Source organism: Brevundimonas sp. LPMIX5, from assembly GCF_003576505.1.
GTDB classification, from domain to species: domain Bacteria; phylum Pseudomonadota; class Alphaproteobacteria; order Caulobacterales; family Caulobacteraceae; genus Brevundimonas; species Brevundimonas naejangsanensis.
The window spans coordinates 1-23,169 of sequence record NZ_QWTZ01000010.1; the positions used below are offsets into that span (position 1 = coordinate 1).

The following is a 23,169-nucleotide window of genomic DNA, read 5'->3' on the forward strand; positions in this document are numbered from 1 at the left end:
TCGGACCACTTCCCCCTGGCGCGCAAGGGCGTGCCCGCCCTGTTCGCCGCCGCCGGCTTCACCGGGCATAATGAAGCGAGCCGTGATTACGTCGCCAACCGCTATCATCAGCCGACGGACGAATGGACGCCCGACTGGAAGATGGACGCCGCCGCCGCCGATGTGCAGCTGCTGTATGAAGTCGGCCGCGACCTGGCCAATTCGCGCGACTGGCCTGCATGGAAGCCGGGCGACGAGTTCGAAGGCGCCCGCAACGCCTCGGCGTCGGCGCGCCAGTAATCGGCCGCAAGTGACGTAAAGCCGCCAAGGCGCTAGACCGCACCCATGACCAGCCTCCCCGACCTCCACGGCGTCTGCCCGCCGCGCTTCAATGCGGTGAAGGACGCCTTCGCCGCCAACTTCACTGACGCGCCCGAAGGGCTGAACGAACTGGCCGCGCGCTTCAGCGTGACCATCGACGGCGAGGCGGTGGTGGACCTGTGGGCAGGGTCGGCCGATCTGGCGGGGACCAAGCCGTTCGCCGAGGACACGCTGGTCCCCGTCTTCTCGACCGGCAAGGCAGTGATGGCCCTGATGATCGCGCGCTGCGTGGACAAGGGGCTGTTGTCCTATGAGGATCGGGTCGCCGACCACTGGCCCGCCTTCGGCGCGGCGGGCAAGGACCAGCTGACCGTCGGCCAGCTGATGAGCCACCAGTCCGGTCTGCCCGGCTTCGATGGCGGCGCCGAGCCGGCCATCTGGTTTGACCGTCAGGCGGTGCTGGACAAGCTGGCGGCCCAGACGCCGATGTGGGCGCCGGGCACGGCGTCCGGCTATCACCCGATCACGATCGGTTATCTGGCGGGCGAGTTGTTCCGCATTGTCGACGGGCGGACCATGGGGACGGCTCTGCGCGAAGATTTCGCCCAGCCGTTCGATCTGGACCTGTGGATCGGCCTGCCCGAGGCCGAGCACGGCCGCGTCGCGCAACTTCGCAAGCCCGCCGCCGCGCCGGACCTCGGCCCCATCGACGCGATCAAGAAAGCCGCCTTCCTGGATCGCGGCTCGGCGCCGGGCGGACGCGGCTCGACCGAGTGGCGCATGGCGGAGATTCCGTCGGCCAATCTGCACGCCACCGCCAGGGATCTGGCGCGCATGATGTCCGTCGTCGCCACCGGCGGGTCGCTGGATCATCTGGCGGTGCTGTCGCAGGAAACTCTGGTCCAGGCCACGCGCGAGCGCATCCACGGGCCCGACAAGGTGCTGCCCTTCGACATGAGCTGGGCGGCGGGGTTCACCCGCAATCAGGGCCTGAACATCTTCGGCCCCAACCCCGAAGCGATCGGCCATTGCGGCTGGGGCGGCTCGATGGCGTTTGCAGATCAGGCGGCGGGCGTCTCGGCCGCCTATGTCATGACGCGCCAGTCGCCGCATCTGATCGGCGATCCGCGCGCGCTGAGGCTGATCGAAGCTCTTTACGCGGCCGTCTAGGCCTCCGGCCCCCAGGCCAGCTGGTCGTGAACGATCAGCCAGCCGTCGGCGGTGCGGCGCAGGATGCGGGTGAACAGGCCGCGATGAGTCTTGCCGCCCCGCGTCATCACCGCCCGGCCAGAGACCACCGCCGTATTGACGTCAAACTGCAGGGTCTCGAACCACTCATAGGACAGGGCGCCCAGCCCGCCGGGCTCGGCCGCACGGGCGTCCAGGGCCGCGCGCACGCTGTCCGGCCCCTTCAGCGGCGTATCGCCCAGGAAAACCAGCAGCGGCTCGTCGTGGACATAGGTGGCCATGACCGCATCCACCTGACCCGAGGTCCAGGCGGCGGCGGCGGCGTCCAGGGCGTCGCTGACCGCATCGAAGGTCTCGGCCGTGGTCGGCGGCGCGGCGACGGCCGCCGGGGCGCCGGGCGCGATGGACGGCGCCGCCTCACGGCTGACCCCCACGCGGGCCGTGCGGATGACGTCGTCGTTCTGACCGCCTCCCTCAAGCGTGCCGTGGGCGCAGGCCGAGGTCCCCCCGGCGAGCAGGATGGACGCGGCGAGGGCGGAGAGCAGGCGGGAGGGGATCATCATCACCCCCTTCTTTAGGACGGGACGGCGCCCGACCTCAACGCGCAGCGGGCGGATTCTCGCCGATGGCGTCCATCCGGTCCTCGGCCGGGTCGTCCAGCAGGCCCGGTTCAGGCGCGACGATGGTCTCGGCCGTGGCGGAGGCGCGGCGCACCTTCAGCACGGCGCCGACCGCGAACACGGCCACGGCGATCCAGATGAAAACGAAGGAGGCGATGCGCAGCGGCCCCAGGGCCTCGCCCTGAAGCGCGCCGATGATGAAGACGATGGTCGGCGCCAGAAACTGCAGGAAGCCCATGCTGGACAGGGGCATCCGCCGCGCGGCCCAGGCGAACAGGGCCAGAGGAATGACCGTCGCCGGTCCGGCGAACAGCAGCCAGAAGACCGAAGCGCCCGACTGGGTGAAGTGGCCTGCGCCGCTGGTTTCGATATGGATCAGCCAGATCAGCCCCGGAAGGGCCAGCAGCAGGCATTCCAGGAACAGGCCCGTCTGGGCGTCGACCGAAACGCGCTTCCTGATGATGCCATAGGCCGCGAACGTCAGCGCCAGGATGAGCGAAACCCAGGGCGCATGACCCAGGGCGATGGTCTGCAACAGCACGCCTACAGCCGCCAGGGCCATGGCGATCTTTCCCGCCCAGTCGATCTTCTCGCGGAACAGCCAGGCGCCCGCCGCCATGTTCAGCAGTGGATTCAGATAATAGCCCAGCGAGGCGTCCAGCGTCCGCCCATCGTTCACGGCGACGATATAGGTGGTCCAGTTGCCGGCGATCAGGATGGCCGAAAGGGCCAGCCAGCCCAGCACCTTGGGCTGGCGCAGAACGGCCATGACCTGCGTCCACTGACGCGACAGCACCACCAGAAGAGCCGCCCACACCAGCCCCCAGACCGCGCGGTGCCCCATGATCTCCCAAGCGTCCGCCCCCTGCTGGCCCATCTGCTGGAAGACCAGAGGCACGAACCCCCATATCAGGTAGCAGATGACCCCCGCCGCCAGGGCGGTGCGGGCTTCGGGCGCCGAGGCGGAAGGAGACGCAGTCACTGGGCGAAAGCCTTGATAAGGCGTCATCCCGGACGGCCCGAAGGGTCGATCCGGGACCGCGACAAACGGCGAGGTTTGCGGCGGTCCCGGCTCTGCGCTTCGCTACGGCCGGGATGACAGCACAGGGTTACACAGTCAAAGTACGATAACCGCTCTTGGGCGAGATCACGCCGGTCTCGTCCAGCAGCTGGGCGATCTGCACGGCGTTCAGGGCCGCGCCCTTGCGCAGGTTGTCCGACACCACCCAGAAGCTCAGGCCGTGCTCGACCGTCGGGTCCTTGCGGATGCGGCTGACATAGACCGCATGTTCGCCCGCCGCGTCGACCGGGGTGATGTAGCCGTCGTGTTCCTGCTTATCGATGACCTGAACGCCCGGCGCCTCGCGCAGGATTTCGCGAGCTTCGTCCGGCGCGATCGGGCGGTCGAATTCCACCGTCACCGCTTCGGAGTGGCCGACGAAGACCGGCACGCGCACGCAGGTCACGGTCAACTTGATCGCGGGATCGAGCATCTTGTGCGTCTCCTCCCACATCTTGGCCTCTTCGTCGGTATAGCCGTCGTCGCGGAACGAGCCGATGTAGGGGATGACGTTGAAGGCGATCTGCTTGGGGAACTTCTTCGGCGTGGCGTCGCCCAGACCGTAGATGGCCTTGGTCTGGTTCCACAGCTCGTCCATGCCTTCCTTCCCCGCGCCCGAGACGGACTGATAGGTCGAGACGACGACGCGCTTGATCTTGGCCGCGTCATGCAGCGGCTTCAGCGCCACCACCAGTTGGGCGGTCGAGCAGTTGGGGTTGGCGACGATGTTCTTCTTGCGCGCCAGCCTGGCGTCGTCCGGGTTCACTTCCGGCACGATCAGGGGAACGTCCGGGTCCTGGCGGAAGGCCGAGGAGTTGTCGATGACGATGGGACCGGCCTTGCCGATCTTTTCCGACCATTCGCGCGACACCCCGCCGCCGGCGCTCATCAGCACCAGGTCGACGCTCGAGAAGTCGAACTGCTCGATGTCCTCGCACTTGATGGTGCGGTCGCCGAAGGAGACCTCGACGCCTTTGGATTTTCGGGAGGCGATCGCGTGCATTTTCTCGACGGGGAAGTTCACTTCCTCGAGGATGGCCAGGATTTCCCGGCCGACATTGCCTGTGGCGCCTACGACGGCGACGCGATAGCCCATGATGAAATCATCCTTTGTTCGGGGGCGTTTGGGAGAAACGCTTCTGCATTTGGGTCCTTCGCAGCCGCGAAGCAACCAGAATCCTCCAATTCGGCGCCGGAATCCGCGAACGCCTTCCCCCGGCCTCATCGGGGAGCTATCTGCTGGCCATGACCTCCCGCATCCGCAACGCCTACGACATCCGCATGGAAGAAGGCGTGATCACGCCCGAACCGGCCCAGGCCGCCCTGATCGGCGCGCTTGAACGACTCGAGATCGATCTGTCGAAAAAGGGCCTGTTCGGCGCCCAGCCCGCCGTGCGCGGCATCTACATCTGGGGTCCGCCCGGACGCGGCAAGTCCATGCTGATGGACCTGTTCTATTCCTCAACGCCCGAGCAGAAGAAGGTCCGCGCCCACTTCCACGCCTTCATGGCGCGCATCCACGATCTGGTGAAACAGTGGCGCGAAGGCACGTCGCGCAGCCGCAAGGAGGTCTTCGGCACGCACAAGGGCGACGACCCCATCCCGCCGATCGCCGCCCTAATCGCCTCTGAGGCGCGGCTGCTGTGCTTCGATGAGCTTCAGGTCACCGACATCGCCGACGCCATGATCCTGGGCCGCCTGTTCGAAGCCCTGTTCGAGAAGAAGGTGGTGCTGGCCGTCACCTCGAACCGCGCGCCCGAGGACCTCTACAAGAACGGCATCAACCGCCAGCTCTTCCTGCCCTTCATCGATATTCTGCGCCAACGCTGCGACGTGGTCGAAACGTCGGGCGCCCGCGACTTCCGTCTGGACCGCATGAGCGGGGCCAAGGTGTGGTTCTCGCCGCTGGACGCCGAGGCGCGGCAGGGATTCGAGACCCTGTGGGCCGACCTGAAGGGCGGCGAGCCGGAAAGCCCCATCGTCCTGCCCGTGCTGGGCCGCGAGGTGAAGCTGGAGCGCACGGTCGGCGGCATGGCGCGCGCGACCTTTGACGAACTGTGCGGCCGCCCGCTGGGACCGCAGGACTATCTGGCCATCGCCCGGCGCTTCCACACCCTGTTCCTGGCCGATGTGCCGCTGCTTAGTCCAGCCAATCACCACGAGGCGCGCCGCCTGGTGACGCTGGTGGACGCCCTCTATGAAGCCAAGACCCGTCTGGTCGTCCTGGCCGAAGCCGCGCCGGAGGCCCTCTACACCGAGGGCGTCGGCGCCTTCGAGTTCGAGCGGACGGTGTCGCGCTTCAACGAGATGCAGAGCGAGGACTGGCTGGAGCAGCGCGAGGTAGCCGAGGCGGCGTAAACTCCTGCCCGCTCATCCTACGTATGGCGCACGAAAAAGGGCCGCGCCTTCCAGCACGACCCCTTTCCAACTCGGACGCCTAGGCGCTCAAGCAGCGAGCCGCCGCGCGGCTCGCGTTAGCGCCCTTAAGCCAAGGAAGGCTCAATATCCTTACAGGCCTGGATCAGGCCCTGGACCGAGGCGACCGACTTGGCGAACATCGCCTTTTCGTCGTCGTTGGTGGTGAACTCGATGACCTTCTCGACGCCGTTCGCGCCGATCAGGGCCGGGACGCCGACGTAGAGGTCCGACAGGCCGTATTCACCCGACAGCCACACGGCGCACGGCAGGACGCGCTTCTGGTCCAGCAGGTAGGACTTGGCCATGGCGATGGCCGATTCAGCCGGTGCGTAGAAGGCCGAGCCGGTCTTCAGCAGGGCCACGATCTCGCCGCCGCCCTTGCGGGTACGCTCGACGATGGCGTCCAGGTCGGCCTGCGACAGGAAGCCTGCAGCGACCGCGTCCGGCAGCGGCAGGCCGCCAACGGTCGAGTGGCGCACCATCGGCACCATGTCGTCGCCGTGACCGCCCAGGGTCCAGGCGTGGATGTCCTGCACCGACACGCCGGTCTTTTCAGCCAGGAAGTAGGCGAAGCGCGCCGAGTCCAGCACGCCGGCCATGCCGATGACCTTCTCCTTGGGCAGACCCGAGAACTTCTGCAGGGCCCAGACCATGGCGTCGAGCGGGTTGGTGATGCAGATGACGAAGGCGTTGGGGGCGTGCTGCTTGATGCCCTCGCCGACGGCCTTCATCACTTTCAGGTTGATGCCGATCAGGTCGTCGCGGCTCATGCCCGGCTTGCGCGGCACGCCGGCGGTGACGATGCAGACGTCGGCGCCCGCGATGTCGGCGTAGTCGTTGGCGCCCTTCAGGGCCACGTCCTGACCGAAGACGGCCGAGGCTTCGGCGATGTCCAGAGCCTTGCCCTGGGGGGTGCCTTCGGCGATGTCGAACAGGATAACGTCGCCCAGCGCTTCGCGCGCGGCCACGTGGGCCAGGGTTCCGCCGATCATTCCGGCGCCGATGAGGGCGATCTTCGCGCGAGCCATTCAGGTCTCTCCAGTCGATATTGCGTGTGCGAAACGGTAGTCGCTGGAACGGCGGTCTAGACCTGTCGGCGGGTCGCGGCAAGCGTTCCGAGATACGGCTTTCGTCGTTGCGCCCCCCGCTGGCGGCTGTCACGGTTCGCCATGACCTCGCACCCGGACCTACAGGCTGACTTCCGCGCCGATCCCGCCTTTGAGGCGGCCTCCGTCTTCGCCGCCGACTGGCCCCTTTGCCAGATCCGCTTTCAGGACGACGCCCGTTTCCCTTGGCTGATCCTGCTGCCCCGCGTGGCCGGGGCGGTCGAACTGGAGGACCTGTCGCCCGCCCAGCGCGCCCTGCTCACCGAAGAAATCGTGCGGGCCGGGGCCTTGGTGCGCGAACTGGGCGCTCTGCGCGATCAACCGGCGGACAAGCTGAACGTCGCCGCTCTGGGCAATGTCACCGCCCAGCTTCACATTCATGTGGTCGGGCGTCGGCGCGACGATCCGCTGTGGCCTGACCCGGTCTGGGGGCGGCCGGGGGCGGTTCCGTGCACGACGGCGACGCGCCAAACGGCGCTGTCGCATATCGCAGCCTTTTGATTGGCGTTCGCAGGTAGAACTTGACGGGAATCGGCCCGCTTCGTTGACACCCCCCCGTCTGCGTCACTAAAGCCTGTTGCACTGCAATCCGGCCCTGAAATTCCTCGGGTTTTTTGAGAATCATTCGCATGTCGAACACTCCCCCGGCTGCGGGCGAAACTGGCGACCGGACGGGCCGCTACGTCCGTCATCCCAACGGGCACGTCGCACCGATGTCGCCCTTCACCGGTATCTGGCGCTGGCACATGACCATGGTCGCGTCGATCCTGTTCCGCGTCACCATCGGCGCGGCCAGCGTCGGCGCCGTCCTGTTGCTGGGCTGGGTCGCGATCGTCGCCTGCGGTCCGGACGCCTTCGCCTCGGTCGCCGCCTTCTCGGGCTCGCCGTTCGGCCTGTTCATCTGGTTCGGCCTGACCTGGGTGCTGCTCTCCTTCCTGCTGAACGGCGCGCGGCACCTGATCAACGACGCCGGCAAGGGGCTGGACCTGAAGTCCGCCAACCTGATGGCCCAGATCGCCGTCTGGGGCCCGATCGTCCTGGCCGTCCTGTTCTGGGTCGTGCTGTTCGCTGCTGGAAAGGTTTCGCTGTGAGCGCCGCGCCCAAGTTCAAGAACAATGTGAAAATTTCCGAGCGTCACGGCGCCGGAGAATGGAAACTCGAAAAGCTGGCGCTGCTGGCCCTGATGCCGCTGGGCCTGTGGGTCCTGTCGACCGGCTTCACCCTGGCCGGCGCCGACTACGGTGCGGTCGTCGCCTGGTTCGGCAGCACGCTGAACGCCGGCCTGCTGGCCGTGACGGCGGTGGTCTTCTGCCTGTTCGCCAGCCTGGCCTGGAAGGTGATCATCGAGGACTACGTCCCCGCCTCGTCCCGTTCTGGCCTGGTCCTGGTGTCGAACCTGGTCTTCCTCGTGCTGGCGGCCGCCAGCGTCTTCTTCATCGTACGTCTGGCGCTGGGTTCGGCCCCGCTGCCGGCCGGAGTCTGATCCCGCCATGGCTGCATACGAGCTTATCGATCACGAATACGACGTCGTCGTCGTCGGCGCCGGCGGTTCGGGCCTGCGCGCCGCCCTCGGCGCCGCCCAGCAGGGCCTGAAGGTCGCCTGCGTCACCAAGGTCTTCCCGACCCGCTCGCACACCGTGGCGGCTCAGGGCGGCATCTCCGCCTCGCTCGGCAACATGGGCGAGGACTCCTGGCAGTGGCACATGTACGACACCGTCAAGGGGTCGGACTGGCTGGGCGACCAGGACGCCATCGAATACCTGGTCCGCAACGCGCCCCAGGCCGTCTATGAGCTGGAGCACTGGGGCGTGCCCTTCAGCCGCACCGACGAAGGCAAGATCTACCAGCGCGCCTTCGGCGGCATGACCCGCAACTTCGGCGAAGGCCCGGTGCAGCGCACCTGCGCCGCCGCCGACCGCACCGGTCACGCCATCCTGCACACCCTGTACGGCCAGTCGGTCCGTCGCGAGGTGAAGTTCTTCGTCGAATATTTCGCGCTCGATCTGATCATGCAGGACGGCGCCTGCACCGGCGTCACCGCGCTTCAGCTCGACACCGGCCAACTGCACCAGTTCCGCGCCAAAATGGTGGTGCTGGCCACCGGCGGTTACGGCCGCGCCTATTTCTCGGCCACCTCGGCCCACACCTGCACCGGCGACGGCAACGCCATGGTGCTGCGCGCCGGCCTGCCGCTGCAGGACATGGAGTTCGTGCAGTTCCACCCGACCGGCATCTACGGCGCCGGCTGCCTGATCACCGAGGGCGCACGCGGTGAAGGCGGTTATCTGACCAACTCCGAAGGCGAACGCTTCATGGAGCGCTATGCGCCGACTGTGAAGGATCTGGCCCCGCGCGACATGGTCAGCCGCTCCATGACCATCGAAATCCGCGAAGGCCGCGGCGTGGGCCCGAACAAGGACCACATCTTCCTGCACCTGGATCACCTTGATCCGGCCGTGCTGCACGCGCGCCTGCCGGGCATCTCGGAATCGGCCAAGATCTTCGCCGGCGTGGATGTGACCAAGGAGCCGATCCCGGTCATTCCGACCGTCCACTACAACATGGGCGGCATCCCGACGAACTATCACGGCGAGGTGCTGACGCTGCACGACGGAAACCCCGACAGCGTGGTGCCGGGCCTGATGGCCGTGGGCGAGGCGGGCTGCGTCTCGGTGCACGGCGCCAACCGTCTGGGCTCCAACTCCCTGACCGACCTGGTGGTGTTCGGCCGCGCCGTCGGCCTGCGCTGCGGCGAGGTCGTGGACAAGAACTCGGCCGTGCCGTCGGCCTCCAAGGCCCAGACCGACCAGCACATCGCGCGCCTGGACCGCTTCCGCAACGCCTCGGGCTCGACCCCGACGTCGCACCTGCGTCTGGACATGCAGCGCGCCATGCAGGCCGACGCAGCCGTGTTCCGCACCGGCAAGACCCTTGAAGAAGGCGTGGCCAAGCTGCGTTCGATCGAGGCCGCCGGCGCCGACATCAAGACCACGGATCGCGGTCTGATCTGGAATACCGACCTGGTCGAGACGCTGGAATACGACAACCTGATCTCGCAGGCCCTGGTGACTATCGAAGGCGCGCTGAACCGCACGGAATCGCGCGGCGCCCACGCCCGCGAGGACTTCCCCGACCGCAACGACGAAAACTGGATGAAGCACACCCTGGCGTGGAAGCGTCCGGGCGAAGGCGTCCAGATCGACTACCGCCCGGTGCACAAATACACGATGACCGACGAGGTCTCCTACATCGAGCCCCGGGCTCGGGTGTACTAAGGAGGATTGCAGATGGTTCAGCTCAACCTCCCGCGGGGCTCCAAGCCCACCACCGGCAAGGTGCACAAGGCCCCGGCCGGCGCCCAGAACGTCAAGACCTACAAGGTCTATCGCTACGACCCGGAAACGGACGCCGATCCGCGCTGGGACGTCTATGAGGTCTCGGCCGACGATCACGGCCCGATGCTTCTGGACGCCCTGATCCACATCAAAAACGAGATCGACCCGACGCTGTCGTTCCGCCGCTCGTGCCGCGAAGGCATCTGCGGCTCGTGCTCGATGAACGTCGACGGCCGCAACGCCCTGGCCTGCACCAAGGGCTGGGCCGAGTGCTCGTCGCACAACATCACCATCGCCCCCCTGCCCCACCAGCCGGTGGTGAAGGACTTGGTGACGGACCTGTCGCTCTTCTACGCCCAGTACGACTCCATCCAGCCCTACCTCCAGTCCGACCTGCCGGACCCGGAGAAGGAGCGCCTGCAGTCGCCGGAAGACCGCGAAAAGCTGGACGGCCTTTACGAGTGCATCCTGTGCGCCTGCTGCTCGACCTCGTGCCCGAGCTACTGGTGGAACCAGGAAGAGTACCTCGGCCCGGCGGCCCTGCTGCAGTCCTATCGCTGGATCGCCGACAGCCGCGACGACGCCACCCAGAAGCGCCTCGACGACCTCGAGGACCCCTTCAAGCTGTATCGTTGCCACACGATCATGAACTGCGCCCAGGTCTGCCCCAAGGGGCTGAACCCGGCCAAGGCGATCGCCGAGACCAAGAAGCTGATGGTCTCGCCGTCGCGCAAGAAGACCGCCGCCTGATCCAGCCGATCAGGCCGCAACTGAAAGCCCCCGGCGCCGCTGACGCCGGGGGTTTTTGCTGACCGCCTCGTCCCGAGGCTTGCCAAGCCCATTTGCAGGGTTAAGACCGCTTCCATGCCCAAGATCACCTACATTGAACACGACGGGACCGAGCATACGGTCGAGGTCAAGAAGGGCCTGTCCGTCATGGAAGGCGCGATCCGCAACAATGTGCCGGGCATCGACGCCGATTGCGGCGGCGCCTGCGCCTGCGCCACCTGCCACGTCTATGTCGACCCCGACTTCGCCGCCGAGACGGGGCGCGCTTCGGCGATGGAGGAGTCCATGCTCGACTTCGCCGAAAACGTCGAGCCGAACAGCCGCCTGTCCTGCCAGATCCGCGTCACCGATGATCTGGACGGCCTGATCGTGCGCCTGCCGCAAAGCCAGCACTGAGATGATCGACGCCCGGCTGCTGGACGCGGTCGGGTCTCTGGTCGCGGCCCATGCGCGGCCGGACCACATCCCCCTCATCGGGATCGCCGGAGCGCAGGGCTCCGGCAAGACCACCTTGGCGCGCGCTGCGGCGGAACGGTTCGGCGCGGCGCATCTGTCGCTGGACGACGTCTATCTGACGAAAACGGAACGCCAGACCCTCGCTCGCGAGGTCCATCCCCTGTTCGCCGTGCGCGGCCCGCCAGGAACGCATGATCTGGCCTTGCTGGAAGCCACGGTCGCCGCCCTGCGCGCCACCGGGCCTGACAGCCGCACGCCCCTGCCCGCCTTCGACAAGCTGACGGACGACCGGGCGCCGGAAGCATCATGGCCTGTGTTTGCGGGCCGCCCGTCGGCTGTGCTGATCGACGGCTGGTGTCTGGGCGCAACGCCTCAGACAGAAGCGGACCTGACCCTTCCGGTCAACCCCCTGGAAGCCGAGCAGGATGTCCAAGGCCGATGGCGAGGCGCCGCCAACGCCGCCCTGGCCGGCCACTACGCCCAGTCCTTCGCCGGTTTCGACGCCATGCTTTTCCTGAAGGCGCCGTCGTTCGACGCGGTACTGGACTGGCGCTGCGAACAGGAGGCCGGTCTGATGGGTCTGTCCCCGGCCGACCTGCCCTCCGCCAGACGCGCCGAACTGGCCGTCTTCATTCAGCATTTCGAGCGCATCACCCGCCACATGCTGACCGGCGGGGTGCGCGCCGATCGGGTGGTTCAGTTGGACGCCGACCGGCGCCTCAGTCCGCCGGCATGCGGCCGTAGTTGACCGCCATGCGGCCGATCAGACCCTTGACGATCAGGTCGACGGGCGAGCCTTCGCGATAGTCGCCCGCCGCGACGAAGTTGACCCGATCCTCCGAGATCAGACGATGGATCTTGTCGTGGTCGCGCGGGGTGCTGTCGGGGTCGTAGACGGCGATGGAGAAGCCGCCCTTGGTGTGCATCATCTTCATGGTCGGCACATCGGTGTCGCCGTCGCCCAGGAAGATCATCCGGTCGAACGGGATGGGCCGCTCCTCGTCCGGGATGAAGCGGTTGATGCGCTCGTCCTCCCAGTGGTTGTGCACCCCCTTGTTGATGCGGAACAGATACTGGGTCTTGGTGGTGTAGTTGACGCCCACGGCGGGCCACACCGCCACATCGTCCTCGTCATAGGCGTATTTCGAAGCGAAGACGTGGGTGAAGGCCTCAGCGATGGGACAGCCCTCGATCATCTCGGTCAGGCCCGCCGAGATGATGTAGTGCTCGATCTCCAGACCATATTGGGCGCCGAAGGCGTTCATGCGGTCGAACCAGCTGCCGTCGCGCAGGCCCTCGAACAGGGCCACGTCGCGGCCGTGGTCGCGCAGCGTCTGGCGCGTCACCGGCGTGCCCTGCTCGCGCGCGGCCAGCAGCATCATCTGCATATACATCAGGATGCCGTCGCCATCGGCGGCGATGGTCCGTGGACGGACGGTCTCGTTCCAGAACTGGGCCGGCGTCATTCCGATCGAGGGGATGAAGCTGACCTCCTGCATGTTCCCCCGGGCCAGCGTCCCGTCGAAATCATAGATGATGGCGGTCTTGAGCAGGGGGCGGGGCGTGTCGGCCATGAAAGCGTCCTGGAAGGCTTGGACACGCCCTCTAGCACGGCTGAGCGGCCATATCAGCCCAGCAGCAGCTCCGGCGCCGCCGTCGGCGCCTCGGCCTCGATCGGCAGGTGTAGGATGAAGGCCGCGCCCTTGCCCGGTTCGGACTGGACCTCGGCCCAGCCGCCGTGCAGTTCGATCAAGGCTTTCACCAGAGCCAGGGCCACGCCCGGCCCGCCGCGCTCGCGCCGCACGAAGCGGTCGAAGACGTGGGCCTGCAGGTGATAGGGGATGCCCCGGCCGGTGTCCTCGACGCGGATGCGGATTTCATTCGGCCCGGCCTCGGCGCTCAGGCTGACGGCGCCGCCTTCGGACACCGCCCGGCAGGCGTGCTCCAGCAGGTGATCGACCGCCTGGGCGATGCGGCGGGCGTCGGCGCGGATCGGCTGCAGCCCTGCCGGACAGGCCAGATTCAGCGTCGCCCCTCGTCCCTCCACCTTGGGCCTGATCCGCTCGGCCGCCTCTCCCAGCAGGTCGCAGACGCGCACGTCGCCCAGCGTCAGCTCCATCTCGCCCGCGTCGATCTGGGCCATATCCAGCACGTCGTCGATGGACCGGGCCAGATGGCTGGCCGCCACGCGGATGGCCCCGGCGTGCTGGCGGCTGCGCTCGGGCAGGTCGCCCATCGCCTCCAGCAGTTCGGAATAGCCGACGATGGTCGTCAGCGGGGTGCGCAGCTCATAGGAGACGCTGCCCACGAACTCGCGCTTCAGCGCCTGGCTCTCGGCCAAAGCGGCTTCCTTGGCCGCCAGCGCCTGCTCCAGCCCGCGGCGGGCCGTCACGTCCGAGAAGGCGACCAGGGTGGCCCCGTCCGGCAGGGGACGGGTCTGCCAGGCGGCGCTGCGGCCGTCCTCGGTGCGCCCCTCGCCGGCGATCGGCACGCGGCTTTCCGGGTCGGGGTCGGCCACCCGCGCCTTCAGCCCCAGCCACAGGGCCGCGTCGGGCAGGACCGGGCGGCACAGGGCGGCCACGGCGTCGAAGTCGCCCGCCTCGTTCAGCCGTTCGCCCGCCACGCCCCAGAAGGTCTCAAACGCTTCGTTGTGCAGCCGCAGCCGCCCGTCCGAGCCGAACACGGCCACGGCGTCGTTCAGCTTGTCCAGCGTCGCGCGCTGGACCTGGATCTGGGCGTTGTAGCGGCTGCGCAGCTGCAGTTCGCCGGTGATGTCCGAAAAGATCAGCAGGATGCCGCCCAGCGGGTGCGGCTGGCGCACCACCCGCAGCGTCCGCCCGTCGGGCAGGGACCAGCTGTCGTCCGGCGAGGCCTGGGCGGCGCCGTAGAAATCCAGTTCATCCGCCTTCCAACGGGCGTAGTCGACGACCTCGGGCAGCAGTCGTTTCTGGCGCAGCCGGTCCAGCAGTTCGGCGTGTGTCGGGCGCTCGTCCAGCCAGGCCGGATCGACCCCGAACAGCGACTGGAAGGCGGTGTTGTGGAAGGCCAGCCGCTTGGACGGGCCGAAGATGGCGACAGCGTCGGCCAGGTGATTCAGCGTCTCGTCATGGGCCTCGACGTGGCGGCGCAGGGTGTCGCGCGTCTCCTCGGCCTCGGTCATCTCGATGGCGAAAGCGATCACGGCGCCGCGTCCGCCCGCCAGCGGTTCGGCCAGGATCTTCCACGCCCGGCGCCGTCCGCCCGCCGTGGTCCAGCGGAAGCCGTCCTGGCGCGCATTCAGGCGCAGCGCCTCCGCCACCACCCCGTCGGCGCCGCGATCGAAACTGAGCCCCCGCTCGCGCGCCTCGGCCAGGGTCTCGGCGCCCGTCTCGACCAGCCAGGCGCTATTGGCCCAGACCAGCCGCCCGGCCCCGTCCACGACCCAGGTCGGCGCCGGAGACTGTTCGGCCAGAACCCCCGCGCCCGCGCCGCCGTCCAGTCCGCCCTCGCCACCGACCCCGGCCAGACGCGACAGCCGCAGCCAGGCCGATCCCCCATGCGGGCGCCCCTCGACCGCCCAGGCGCCCTGCGGCGTCTCCATCAGGGTCTCGAAGGCCTCCCCGGCCTGAACCAGCGCCTCCATGCGTCCAGTGTGCAGACCGGTCAGCGCCTCGACCACGCCTTGCGCCGCCGCCAGCCCCTCGAGCCCGGGCGCCAGCGCCGACAGGGCCTCGGCCGAGCCGAACGCCGCCTGCGCCTCGCCCTGCGGGCTCAGGGCCACCCGCACGTCGTCGAACGCGGTCAGGGCGCCCTCGCTGGCGGCGGCCGAGGCCTGGGCGCCGCCCAGCCAGCGCTCGATCTCGACCTCGCGCGCACCCAGCCGCGCGCGCAGCCGCCAGGTCCAGGCGCTGATCGCCAGCGCCAGACCGGCCGCCCCTGCGGTGGCTGCATAAGCGATGTCGGCCTCGGCCATAGGTCCCCGGATGATGCGTCGCTGCGGCGGCCGCCGAGCGTCAGCGCGCCGACCGATTCGCGTTTACCATAACCTGATTGCGCGATTTGCGATGCGGCGTCGCCGCCGATTGCGGGAGGGCGCGCGGCGGGCGATATCCTTTGACCATGAGCCAGACCTGGACCGATCAGACCGCCCCCTCTCTCGACGACTTCGCCCGCCTGGCCGAAGAGGCCTTCGCCGCCCTGCCCGATCTGTTCCGTCAGGCGGCCGGGGACGTCGTCATCCGCATCGACGACTTCGCCGACGAAGAAATCCTGCGCGACCTTGAGATCGAGGATCCGTTCGAGCTGACTGGCCTGTATTCCGGCGTCCACATCGGCGAGCGAGACGCCATGGGTCCGGCGCCGGAGCCTTCGCGCGTCTTCCTGTATCGCCGCCCGATCCTCGATGAATGGTGCGAGCGCGGCGACGTCGGCCTGTCCGAGATCATCGCCCATGTGCTGATCCACGAGATCGGCCACCACCTGGGCCTCGACGACGATCAGATCCACGCCATCGAAGACGATGATGACTGAGCCGCTGCTGCGCATCGAGAACGCCAGCGTGGTGCGCGGCGAGCGACGCATTCTGGATGATGTCAGCCTGACCATTGCGGCGGGCGACCACACGGCGATCCTGGGCCGCAACGGCTCGGGCAAGTCGACGCTGGTCAAGCTGATCCTGCACCAGCTCTATCCCTTGCACGGCGCGCGGGTCGAGGTGTTCGGCCAGAGTCCGTGGGACGTCTTCTCCCTGCGCCGCCGTCTCGGCTTCGTCTCGCCCGCCGCCCAGTCGGACCTGACCGGCGAGGACGCGCTGGAGGTGATGGACGCGGTCGTCTCAGGCTTCTTCGCCTCGCGCGGGGTCTGGCGGCGCGAAACGATCACGCCCGCCATGCGCGACGCCGCCGCCGAGGCCCTGCACCGCATGGGGGTCGAGCATCTGATCGGCCGCTCCATGGCCACCCTGTCCTCCGGCGAGGCGCGGCGGGTGCTGATCGCCCGCGCCCTGGCTCATCAGCCCGACGCCATCCTGCTGGACGAGCCGTGCGGCGGGCTGGACCCGGCGACGCGCCGCCTGTTCCTCGACAGCCTCAGGCCGCTGGCGCAGGGCGGCGCCACCCTGATCCTGGTGACCCACCACATCGAGGAGATCCTGCCCGAGATCAACCGCGTCATCATGATGAAGGACGGCCGCGTCGCCCGCGACGGCGCCAAGCGCGACATGCTGACCGACGCCGCCCTGACCGACCTGTTCGGCCTGCCGATGACGGTCTCCAGCCGCGACGGCTGGTTCGGCCTTCAGCTCAGTTAGGCGATCCGCTCCAGCCTGGCCGCGAAGAAGCCGTCCAGACCGCCTTTCTCCGCCCATTGCGAGGGCAGCAGGCGCAGCCAGCCTTCCGGGGTCAGGGCCTCGTCCGGGGCGCCGACCTCGGCGGGAACGGCGGCGACGGTGCGGAAGGCCGGGTTGCGACGCAGGAAGGCGATCACCTGCGTCTCGCCCTCTTCACGCTCCAGCGAGCAGACGCAATAGACCAGACGGCCGCCCGGTTTCACCTTCTCGGCGGCGGCGTCCAGCAGGCGGTGCTGAACATCGGCCAGCTTGGCGACGTCGGCAGGGCGGGTGGCGCGCAGAACCTCCGGGTTGCGGCGATAGGTGCCGGTCGCCGTGCACGGCGCGTCCAGCAGGACGGCGTCGAAGGTGCGGTCGTCGTCCCAGTCCTCGGCCGGGACGGCGACCACCTCGGCCGTGAGGTTCATGCGCTCGAAGTTCTGGCGCAGGCGTTTCAGGCGCGCCTCGGACCGGTCCAGGGCTGTCACCTCGGCCCCGGCGGCGGCCAGCTGCAGCGTCTTGCCGCCCGGCGCGGCGCACAGGTCCAGCGCCGTCTCGCCCGCCTTGACCGCCAGCAGGCGGGCGGGCACGGCGGCGGCCGCGTCCTGCACCCACCAGTCGCCGGCCTCAAAGCCGGGCCATGAGGCGACATCGCCGCGCTTGCCGGTGCGGACCGTGCCGCCGGGCAAGGCCTCGCCGTCGACTGAGGCCGCCAATTCGGCGGGATCGACGCCCGGTTTGGCCGTGAGGTCGGTGGCGGGTTCCTCGCGCGTCGCCAGGGCCAGACCGATCAGGGCCGCCTCGCCATAGGTGGCCTTCCAGCGCTGGGCCAGCCAGTCGGGCAGGTTGGCTTCCGCCGTGGTCAGGCCGGGACCGTCGCGGCCGACGCCGCGCAGCACCGCGTTGACCAGATTCTTGTAAGGCCGCGTCTTGGGGTCGCGCTCGGCCAGCTTCACCGCCGTCGACACCGCGGCGAAGGCGGGCGTCTCCAGCACCAGGGTCTGGGCCAGGGCGATGCGCAATATGGTCATCACCGCCAGCGGCGGCGCCTTCTGCAGGCGACGCTCGAGGATCTGGTCGATCTCGCCCAGACGGCGCAGGGCCGCCATGGCCACGGCGCGGGCGAAGGCTCGGTCCTGCAGCGGCAGGTCGCGCGCGGGCGACTGCGACAAGGCCTCGTCCAGACCGGTGCGCTTCTCCAGCGCCGCGTTCAGCAGCAGGCCGGCGACCAGGCGCGCTTCGACGCCGATGTCGGCGTGGGGGTCGTCGGCAACCGGACGCGGCGCGGGTTCACGACGCGGCCCGCGCGCCTTTTCAGCGATGCGGCGACCGCGCGCGGCGGAGCTTTTGCCCTTGGGCGTCCCCCCGCTCACACCGACACCTGGGTGCCAAGCTCGACCACGCGGCCGGGCGGAATGCGGAAGAAGTCGGTCGGATTGGCGGCGTTACGCATCAGGAAGATAAACAGCTTGTCCTGCCAAAGAGGCATGCCCTGCCGGGCGGTGGGAACGACGGAGCGGCGCCCCAGGAAGAAGCTGGTCGACATGATGTCGAACTTCAGCCCCTGCTTGCGACACAGGCCAAGCGCGCGCGGCACGTTCGGCGTCTCCATATAACCGAAGGTCAGCGTCAGGCGCTTGAAATCGTCGCTGATCGGCTCGACCGCCACCCGCTGGAGGTCCGGTACGCGCGGCCGGTCGGACGTATGCACCGTCAGGATGATGTTCTTCTCGTGCAGCACCTTGTTATGCTTGAGGTTGTGCATCAGGGCCACCGGCGCGACATCGGCGTCCGAGGTCAGGAAGATGGCCGTGCCCGGCGCGCGGTGCGGCGGACGGGCGCGCAGCATCTCGATCAGATCGGTCAGCGGCAGGCTGTCCTTGCGCGTCTTGTCGGTCAGTATCTGCGTGCCGCGCACCCAGGTCCACATCAGCATGACCAGACCGCCGCCCAGCACCAGCGGCATCCACGCCCCTGCCGGGATCTTGAGCAGGTTGGAGGTCAGGAAGACCGCGTCGATGAATCCGAACGGCACCAGGGTCAGCAGCACCGCCCACATCGGCCACTTCCACTTGTGCCGCACGACGGTGAAGGACATCAGGGTGTTGACCATCATGGTGCCGGTCACGGCCACCCCATAGGCCGCCGTCAGATTGTGCGACGACTGGAAGGTCACCAGCACGAACAGCACCCCGACCATCAACAGGCTGTTGATCGCGGGCACATAGATCTGGCCCGCCTGCGTCTCGGAGGTGTTGCGGATGTCCAGTCGCGGCAGCAGGCCCAGCTGGACCGCCTGTTGGGTCACCGAGAAGGCGCCGGTGATGACCGCCTGGCTGGCGATCACCGTGGCCGCCGTCGCCAGCAGCAGCATGGGCCAGTAGACCAGCTGCGGCACCATGTTCCAGAAGGGATTGTTGGCCGCGCCGGGGTGCGACAGCAGGAAGGCGCCCTGCCCCAGATAGTTCAGCGTCAGGCAGGGCAGGACGATGAACAGCCAGCCCCGACGGATCGGCGACTTGCCGAAATGGCCCATGTCCGCATACAGCGCCTCGGCTCCGGTGACGGCCAGAAAGACGCTGCCCAGGATGACGAAGCCCAGGAAGCCATCGGCGATCAGCAGCTTGATCCCGTAATAGGGCGACAGGGCCTTCAGGATCGACAGGTCGTCGAAGATGTGCGCCACACCCATCACGCCCAGCGACAGGAACCAGACAAGCGTGATGGGGCCAAAGAATTTGGCCAGTCCGGCCGTGCCTCGGGACTGGACCATGAACAGCGCGATCAGTATGCCCGCCGCCAACGGCACGATGAAGGGATCGAGGCGGCCGTTCAGGCCCGGCGCCTCCTGCAGACCCTCGATGGCCGACAGGACGGAAATGGCCGGGGTGATGACGCCGTCGCTGTAGAACAGGGCTGCGCCGCAGACCCCCAGAATGAACAGCCAGGCGCTGCGTCGACCGATGGCGTGCTGGGCCAGGGCCATCAGCGACAGGGTGCCGCCCTCGCCCTTGTTGTCGGCCCGCATCAGGAACATGACGTATTTGAACGTCACCACCACCATCAGCGCCCAGAAGGCCAGCGACACCACGCCGATGACGGCCAGGTCGCCTTCGACGCCCTTCTGGGCGTGGCCGATCGCCTCGCGCAGGGCGTAGATGGGGCTGGTGCCGATGTCGCCGAAAACCACGCCGATGGCGCCCAGGATCAGGGCGCGGCGGCCGGTCTTGCCGCCAGTCCCCGGCGAGCCCCCCGAGGCGGGAGGCTGGGCGTTAGCGGCGGAAGAGGCGTTGGCGGTTGGCGCGGCGTCGCCGCGGGGCGTTTCCCCGACCATGCAATGTTCTCCGGGTCGCGCGAGGAGGCGTGCCCATCAAGAGCCGCGGGCCTTTAGACCTTTTCCGTCAGCGGTTCAATCGCGCCCCGGTTCCGGCCGCGCGGCCGATGACAGGATGCTGCGGTCGTCCTTGGCCTGAAGCAGGATCACCACGCCTTCATCGGCGCCCGCCTCGACAGGCAGGGGAAACAGCACCGGTCGTCCATTCCAGTCGCCCAGCCGCCGCACCTCGCGCACGACATTGACGTGGGTCACCGCGCGGCCCCGGTTGTCGCCGCCCTTGACCTCGACCGTCTGCTGACCGGGCCGATAGACCACGGCGACGACCTCCGCCCCGCCCTGCGGCGCCCGGCCCGAGCCGACGCCGACGCGGTCGCCGGTCTCGCGGAACTCGATCTCGGGCGGCCAGCCGCGACCCCGCGCCTCGGCCTCGACGGCGGCCTTCAGCTCAGGCGAACGGGCGCCCGAGACATGACGGCGCCCGTCGATCACCACCTGCGGCGTCGAGACGTTCCGCAGCCTCAAAGCTTGGCGATAGGCGCGCTGGCGCTCGGCGAACTCGGGCCGGGCGAAGGTGTCAGGCCAGCCCAGATAGTCCCAATAGTCGACGCCGTAGGTCAGGACGATCACGCCCGGCTCAGTCGCCACGGTCTCGACCGTGCGGTTGGCGTCGGGACAGCCCGAGCAGCCCTGGGCGGTGAACAGTTCGACCACCACCGGCTGGACCGTGGCGTCACGCTCACGCGACGGCGCGGCGGCGACGGCCAGCAGGCCTGCGCCCGCGATCGCCGTCGCCGCTATCCCGTATCTGAACAGGCCCCGTGCCATCATGGCGGCGATCCTATCCCTTCGCCGCAAAGGCGTCGCTCATAAATGCGTGAGCGGCGTCACACGCCTTCGACCCGCCTTCGCGCTCAAGCAGGCCGAAGGCCGTTAGCGCACTAAAAAAGCCCTTTAATCCATCAGCTGTTGGGCCAGATAGACATAGTGGCGCGCCCAGCGGCGAGCATTGGCGACCGGATCGGCGTCGTTGGAGTGGCCACCCGCCGTATCCTCGAAATAGAGGTGGTCGTGGCCCTGATCGCCCAGACGCGCCGCGAACTTGCGGGCATGGCCGGGGTGGACCCGGTCGTCGCGCGTGTTGGTCGTGATGTAGACGCGCGGGTATTTCACCTCGGGCCGCAACTGCTGATAGGCCGAATAGCGGGCGATGAATTCGGCGTCGCCCGGAATGCGCGGATCGCCGTATTCGCCCATCCACGACGCGCCCGCCGGCAGCTCCTGATAGCGCAGCATATCGATCAGCGGGCTCTCGATCACCGCCGCATTGAACAGCTCCGGGTGCTGGGTGATGGACACGCTGGTCAGCACCCCGCCGTTGGACCGCCCATAGATGCCCAGGTGGCGCGGACTGGTGATCTTGCGCTGTTCCAGATCGCGAGCCACGGCGGCGAAGTCGTCAAAGGCGCGCTGACGGTTTTCGCGCAGGGCCGCCTGGTGCCAGGCCGGTCCGAACTCGCCGCCGCCGCGGATGTTGGCCTGAACGAAGACGCCGCCGTTCTCCAGCCACAGCTTGCCCATCTCGGGCTTGTAGGCGGGCGGGAAGCTGGCCTGGAAGCCGCCGTAACCGAACAGGATGGTCGGGCCGGTCCCGTCCATCGCCAGTGTCTTCGGCCGGGTGACGAAGTAGGGAATCCTGGTCCCGTCGGTCGAGGTCGCCTCGAACTGCTCGACCACGTGGGTCGAGGCGTCGAACTTGGCCGGCGCCGACTTGAGCTCGGTCAGGGCGCCGGTCGAGACGTCCGCCAGGCTGAGCGTCGGCGGCGTCAGGAAGCCCTGCGTCGAGACGAAGACCTGCCCCTTGGCCTTGGAGCTGTCGCCCAGACCCACGGCGCTGTTGGCGGGGACCGCGATATCGGTCGCCCCCCAAAGTCGATATTCGCCCTCACCTGTCGCATCATACTTGATCAGTCGGCCAACGACATTGTCGGCCAGAGCGACGATCAGCGAGTCCCCGACGATCGACACGTTCTGCACAGACTGGCGTTCTGATGGAGAGAAAACTCGACGAGAATCCCCCCCTCCCGTCATAGGCTTCGGCGGTAAGGCTGCGGGGGGCGAAGCTAGCTCAGCCAGCCCCACAATCAACAACGAACCCGGTGCGTACTCCGGTTGACGCCAGCGCCAAGCCTCATCGTTGGAGAAGACCAGTTCGCCTCCTCTCGTACCGAAAATCGACACCCGCGACGGCAGATTCAATTGAACCGGGCGTCCATCCTTCAGCCACCAGATTTCTGACCGGAAGGTGTCCAGCGGGCGGCTGAACAGCACGGCCTCGACCGCCCCCGCCTTGTCGCGGAACACCATCGGCGAGACGCCGTATCCGCCGTCTCCCTGCTGGCCGCGATAGACCTCGGTCGCGTGTTCCAGCGGATGGCCGCGCTTCAGCGACTTGATGATGAAGGGATAGCCCGACTCCGTCAGGCTGCCGGGGCCGAAGTCGGTGGCGATCAGCAGGGTGTCGCGGTCCAGCCAGCTGATGCGGTGCTTGCCTTCGGGGATGACGAAGCCGCCGTCCACGAAGGTCTTAGTCGTCAGGTCGAACTCGCGCACCGTCACGGCGTCCATGCCGCCGTTCGACAGATTGACCAGGCAGCGGGTCTCGTCCGGCGCCAGGCAGTTGGCGCCCTTGAACACCCAGTCCTTGCCTTCCGCCTTGGCCAGAGCGTCGATGTCCATCAGGGTCTCCCACTGGGGCTGGGCCGTGCGATAGCTGTCCAGCGTCGTGCGGCGCCAGACGCCCTTGGGATTGGCGGCGTCCTGCCAGAAGTTGCCGAGCCCTTCGCCCAGGAAGCTGACGCCGGGGATGCGGTCGGTGGCCGTCAGGATGGCTTCGGCCTGCTGGCGGAACGGCTCATAGCGGCGATCGCCGGTCAGGGCGGCCAGGGCCTTTTCATTGGAGGCGGCGACAAAGGCGCGGGCCTCGGCGCCGTTCACCTCCTCCAGCGCCAGGTGGTCGTCGGCGGCCTTGACCCCCTCGGGCGACAGGTCGCGCGGGAAATGCGGCGGCGGGGTCGCAGCCGAGGCGGCCGTCGGATCGACAGGGGCGCCCTGCGCCAGGGCGGGTGCGGCGGCGAGAATGAGAGCTGGCAGGGCCGCTGACAGGAACAGGGTTTTCACAATCTTCTCCGTTCATCCCCGCGGAGGCGGGGACCCAGTGCTTTGGCTCAATCAGCCGCCTTCAGAATTATCGCTCAT

Annotated in this window: 22 protein-coding genes; 12 read left to right on the forward strand and 10 right to left on the reverse strand. The window is 68.1% G+C overall.

All coding sequences use genetic code 11. From position 1 onward, the window contains the following. Both D1604_RS09660 and D1604_RS09665 read left to right on the forward strand, forming a co-directional pair. Nucleotides 1–279: M28 family peptidase (locus tag D1604_RS09660; RefSeq protein WP_306460731.1), on the forward strand; the 279-nt coding region annotated here is incomplete at its 5' end. A gap of 45 nt (nt 280–324) precedes the next feature. Next, a complete protein-coding gene (locus D1604_RS09665) occupies nt 325–1,470 on the forward strand; it encodes a serine hydrolase domain-containing protein (protein WP_119413117.1) in 1,146 nt (381 codons plus the stop codon). On the opposite strand, the gene D1604_RS09670 is transcribed toward D1604_RS09665, so the two are convergent. From D1604_RS09670 to D1604_RS09680, 3 genes are all read right to left on the reverse strand, one after another. Continuing rightward, the gene (locus tag D1604_RS09670; RefSeq protein ID WP_119413118.1) at nt 1,467–2,051 is read right to left on the reverse strand and encodes a YybH family protein; all 585 of its coding nucleotides are present in this window, start codon (nt 2,049–2,051) and stop codon (nt 1,467–1,469) included. The genes D1604_RS09665 and D1604_RS09670 overlap by 4 nt on opposite strands. 34 nt (nt 2,052–2,085) lie before the next feature. Next, entirely contained in the window at nt 2,086–3,090 is a 1,005-nt protein-coding gene (gene rarD, locus D1604_RS09675) for an EamA family transporter RarD (protein ID WP_233552023.1), read from the reverse strand. A 127-nt stretch (nt 3,091–3,217) separates the two neighbouring features. Then, entirely contained in the window at nt 3,218–4,264 is a 1,047-nt protein-coding gene (locus D1604_RS09680; RefSeq protein WP_119413120.1) for an aspartate-semialdehyde dehydrogenase, read from the reverse strand. Nucleotides 4,265–4,413: 149 nt separating this feature from the next. Here D1604_RS09680 and zapE point away from each other — a divergent pair, with 149 nt between their 5' ends. Beyond that, nucleotides 4,414–5,526, forward strand: coding sequence for a cell division protein ZapE (gene zapE / locus D1604_RS09685; protein ID WP_119413293.1), 1,113 nt, complete (start codon nt 4,414–4,416; stop codon nt 5,524–5,526). 125 nt (nt 5,527–5,651) lie between these two features. Here the strand turns inward: zapE and mdh are convergent, their stop codons facing one another. Next, on the reverse strand, nt 5,652–6,614 hold the full coding sequence (gene mdh, locus D1604_RS09690; RefSeq protein ID WP_003166498.1) for a malate dehydrogenase: 963 nt from the start codon (nt 6,612–6,614) through the stop codon (nt 5,652–5,654). A 141-nt stretch (nt 6,615–6,755) separates the two neighbouring features. Between mdh and D1604_RS09695 the strand changes: the two genes are divergently transcribed. The 7 genes from D1604_RS09695 (at nt 6,756) to D1604_RS09725 (ending at nt 12,020) form a co-directional block, all read left to right on the forward strand. Then, nucleotides 6,756–7,193: an HIT domain-containing protein gene (locus tag D1604_RS09695; RefSeq protein ID WP_119413121.1), complete on the forward strand. Its 438-nt coding sequence runs from the start codon at nt 6,756–6,758 to the stop codon at nt 7,191–7,193. A gap of 128 nt (nt 7,194–7,321) precedes the next feature. Beyond that, on the forward strand, nt 7,322–7,783 hold the full coding sequence (gene sdhC / locus D1604_RS09700; protein ID WP_233552024.1) for a succinate dehydrogenase, cytochrome b556 subunit: 462 nt from the start codon (nt 7,322–7,324) through the stop codon (nt 7,781–7,783). After that, entirely contained in the window at nt 7,780–8,175 is a 396-nt protein-coding gene (locus D1604_RS09705; RefSeq protein ID WP_119413122.1) for a succinate dehydrogenase, hydrophobic membrane anchor protein, read from the forward strand. Before sdhC ends, D1604_RS09705 begins: the two co-directional genes overlap by 4 nt. Before the next feature lie 7 nt (nt 8,176–8,182). Beyond that, a complete protein-coding gene (gene sdhA, locus D1604_RS09710; RefSeq protein ID WP_119413123.1) occupies nt 8,183–9,967 on the forward strand; it encodes a succinate dehydrogenase flavoprotein subunit in 1,785 nt (594 codons plus the stop codon). A 12-nt stretch (nt 9,968–9,979) separates the two neighbouring features. Then, a complete protein-coding gene (locus D1604_RS09715) occupies nt 9,980–10,777 on the forward strand; it encodes a succinate dehydrogenase iron-sulfur subunit (protein ID WP_003167896.1) in 798 nt (265 codons plus the stop codon). 114 nt (nt 10,778–10,891) lie between these two features. Further along, on the forward strand, nt 10,892–11,212 hold the full coding sequence (locus tag D1604_RS09720) for a 2Fe-2S iron-sulfur cluster-binding protein (RefSeq protein WP_119413124.1): 321 nt from the start codon (nt 10,892–10,894) through the stop codon (nt 11,210–11,212). Nucleotide 11,213: 1 nt separating this feature from the next. Further along, on the forward strand, nt 11,214–12,020 hold the full coding sequence (locus D1604_RS09725) for a kinase (RefSeq protein WP_119413125.1): 807 nt from the start codon (nt 11,214–11,216) through the stop codon (nt 12,018–12,020). On the opposite strand, the gene D1604_RS09730 is transcribed toward D1604_RS09725, so the two are convergent. Continuing rightward, the gene (locus D1604_RS09730) at nt 11,992–12,846 is read right to left on the reverse strand and encodes an HAD family hydrolase (protein WP_119413126.1); all 855 of its coding nucleotides are present in this window, start codon (nt 12,844–12,846) and stop codon (nt 11,992–11,994) included. The genes D1604_RS09725 and D1604_RS09730 overlap by 29 nt on opposite strands. 53 nt (nt 12,847–12,899) lie before the next feature. Further along, entirely contained in the window at nt 12,900–15,224 is a 2,325-nt protein-coding gene (locus D1604_RS09735) for a PAS domain-containing sensor histidine kinase (RefSeq protein WP_119413127.1), read from the reverse strand. Between the two features lie 146 nt (nt 15,225–15,370). On the opposite strand from D1604_RS09735, the gene D1604_RS09740 reads away from it, so the two are divergent. Continuing rightward, nucleotides 15,371–15,781 carry a metallopeptidase family protein gene (locus D1604_RS09740; protein WP_119413128.1) on the forward strand — a complete coding sequence of 137 codons (411 nt, stop codon included), beginning with the start codon at nt 15,371–15,373 and terminating at the stop codon, nt 15,779–15,781. Continuing rightward, complete coding sequence (locus D1604_RS09745; RefSeq protein WP_119413129.1) at nt 15,774–16,559, forward strand: ABC transporter ATP-binding protein; 786 nt, start codon at nt 15,774–15,776, stop codon at nt 16,557–16,559. The genes D1604_RS09740 and D1604_RS09745 overlap by 8 nt, the downstream gene beginning before the upstream one ends. Here D1604_RS09745 and D1604_RS09750 read toward each other — a convergent pair. The 4 genes from D1604_RS09750 to D1604_RS09765 form a co-directional block, all read right to left on the reverse strand. After that, nucleotides 16,556–17,950 carry an RsmB/NOP family class I SAM-dependent RNA methyltransferase gene (locus D1604_RS09750; RefSeq protein ID WP_119413130.1) on the reverse strand — a complete coding sequence of 465 codons (1,395 nt, stop codon included), beginning with the start codon at nt 17,948–17,950 and terminating at the stop codon, nt 16,556–16,558. The two genes, D1604_RS09745 and D1604_RS09750, sit on opposite strands and share 4 nt — an antisense overlap. After that, entirely contained in the window at nt 17,947–19,911 is a 1,965-nt protein-coding gene (locus D1604_RS09755; protein ID WP_119413131.1) for a potassium transporter Kup, read from the reverse strand. Before D1604_RS09755 ends, D1604_RS09750 begins: the two co-directional genes overlap by 4 nt. Before the next feature lie 75 nt (nt 19,912–19,986). Next, a complete protein-coding gene (locus D1604_RS09760) occupies nt 19,987–20,742 on the reverse strand; it encodes a DUF1223 domain-containing protein (protein WP_119413132.1) in 756 nt (251 codons plus the stop codon). A 123-nt stretch (nt 20,743–20,865) separates the two neighbouring features. Beyond that, nucleotides 20,866–23,094, reverse strand: coding sequence for a prolyl oligopeptidase family serine peptidase (locus tag D1604_RS09765; RefSeq protein WP_119413133.1), 2,229 nt, complete (start codon nt 23,092–23,094; stop codon nt 20,866–20,868). Nucleotides 23,095–23,169: the final 75 nt, after the last annotated feature.

What these genes read in the sequence shown, in the direction of transcription:
- D1604_RS09755 (WP_119413131.1), bottom strand. Translation starts at nt 19,911, where the DNA reads ATGGTCGGGGAAACGCCCCGCGGCGACGCCGCGCCAACCGCCAACGCC.
- D1604_RS09740 (WP_119413128.1), top strand. Translation starts at nt 15,371, where the DNA reads ATGAGCCAGACCTGGACCGATCAGACCGCCCCCTCTCTCGACGACTTC.
- sdhC (WP_233552024.1), top strand. Translation starts at nt 7,322, where the DNA reads ATGTCGAACACTCCCCCGGCTGCGGGCGAAACTGGCGACCGGACGGGC.
- zapE (WP_119413293.1), top strand. Translation starts at nt 4,414, where the DNA reads ATGACCTCCCGCATCCGCAACGCCTACGACATCCGCATGGAAGAAGGC.
- D1604_RS09680 (WP_119413120.1), bottom strand. Translation starts at nt 4,264, where the DNA reads ATGGGCTATCGCGTCGCCGTCGTAGGCGCCACAGGCAATGTCGGCCGG.
- D1604_RS09730 (WP_119413126.1), bottom strand. Translation starts at nt 12,846, where the DNA reads ATGGCCGACACGCCCCGCCCCCTGCTCAAGACCGCCATCATCTATGAT.
- D1604_RS09670 (WP_119413118.1), bottom strand. Translation starts at nt 2,051, where the DNA reads ATGATGATCCCCTCCCGCCTGCTCTCCGCCCTCGCCGCGTCCATCCTG.
- D1604_RS09665 (WP_119413117.1), top strand. Translation starts at nt 325, where the DNA reads ATGACCAGCCTCCCCGACCTCCACGGCGTCTGCCCGCCGCGCTTCAAT.
- D1604_RS09725 (WP_119413125.1), top strand. Translation starts at nt 11,214, where the DNA reads ATGATCGACGCCCGGCTGCTGGACGCGGTCGGGTCTCTGGTCGCGGCC.
- D1604_RS09695 (WP_119413121.1), top strand. Translation starts at nt 6,756, where the DNA reads ATGACCTCGCACCCGGACCTACAGGCTGACTTCCGCGCCGATCCCGCC.
- sdhA (WP_119413123.1), top strand. Translation starts at nt 8,183, where the DNA reads ATGGCTGCATACGAGCTTATCGATCACGAATACGACGTCGTCGTCGTC.
- D1604_RS09735 (WP_119413127.1), bottom strand. Translation starts at nt 15,224, where the DNA reads ATGGCCGAGGCCGACATCGCTTATGCAGCCACCGCAGGGGCGGCCGGT.
- D1604_RS09715 (WP_003167896.1), top strand. Translation starts at nt 9,980, where the DNA reads ATGGTTCAGCTCAACCTCCCGCGGGGCTCCAAGCCCACCACCGGCAAG.
- D1604_RS09745 (WP_119413129.1), top strand. Translation starts at nt 15,774, where the DNA reads ATGACTGAGCCGCTGCTGCGCATCGAGAACGCCAGCGTGGTGCGCGGC.
- D1604_RS09760 (WP_119413132.1), bottom strand. Translation starts at nt 20,742, where the DNA reads ATGATGGCACGGGGCCTGTTCAGATACGGGATAGCGGCGACGGCGATC.
- mdh (WP_003166498.1), bottom strand. Translation starts at nt 6,614, where the DNA reads ATGGCTCGCGCGAAGATCGCCCTCATCGGCGCCGGAATGATCGGCGGA.
- D1604_RS09720 (WP_119413124.1), top strand. Translation starts at nt 10,892, where the DNA reads ATGCCCAAGATCACCTACATTGAACACGACGGGACCGAGCATACGGTC.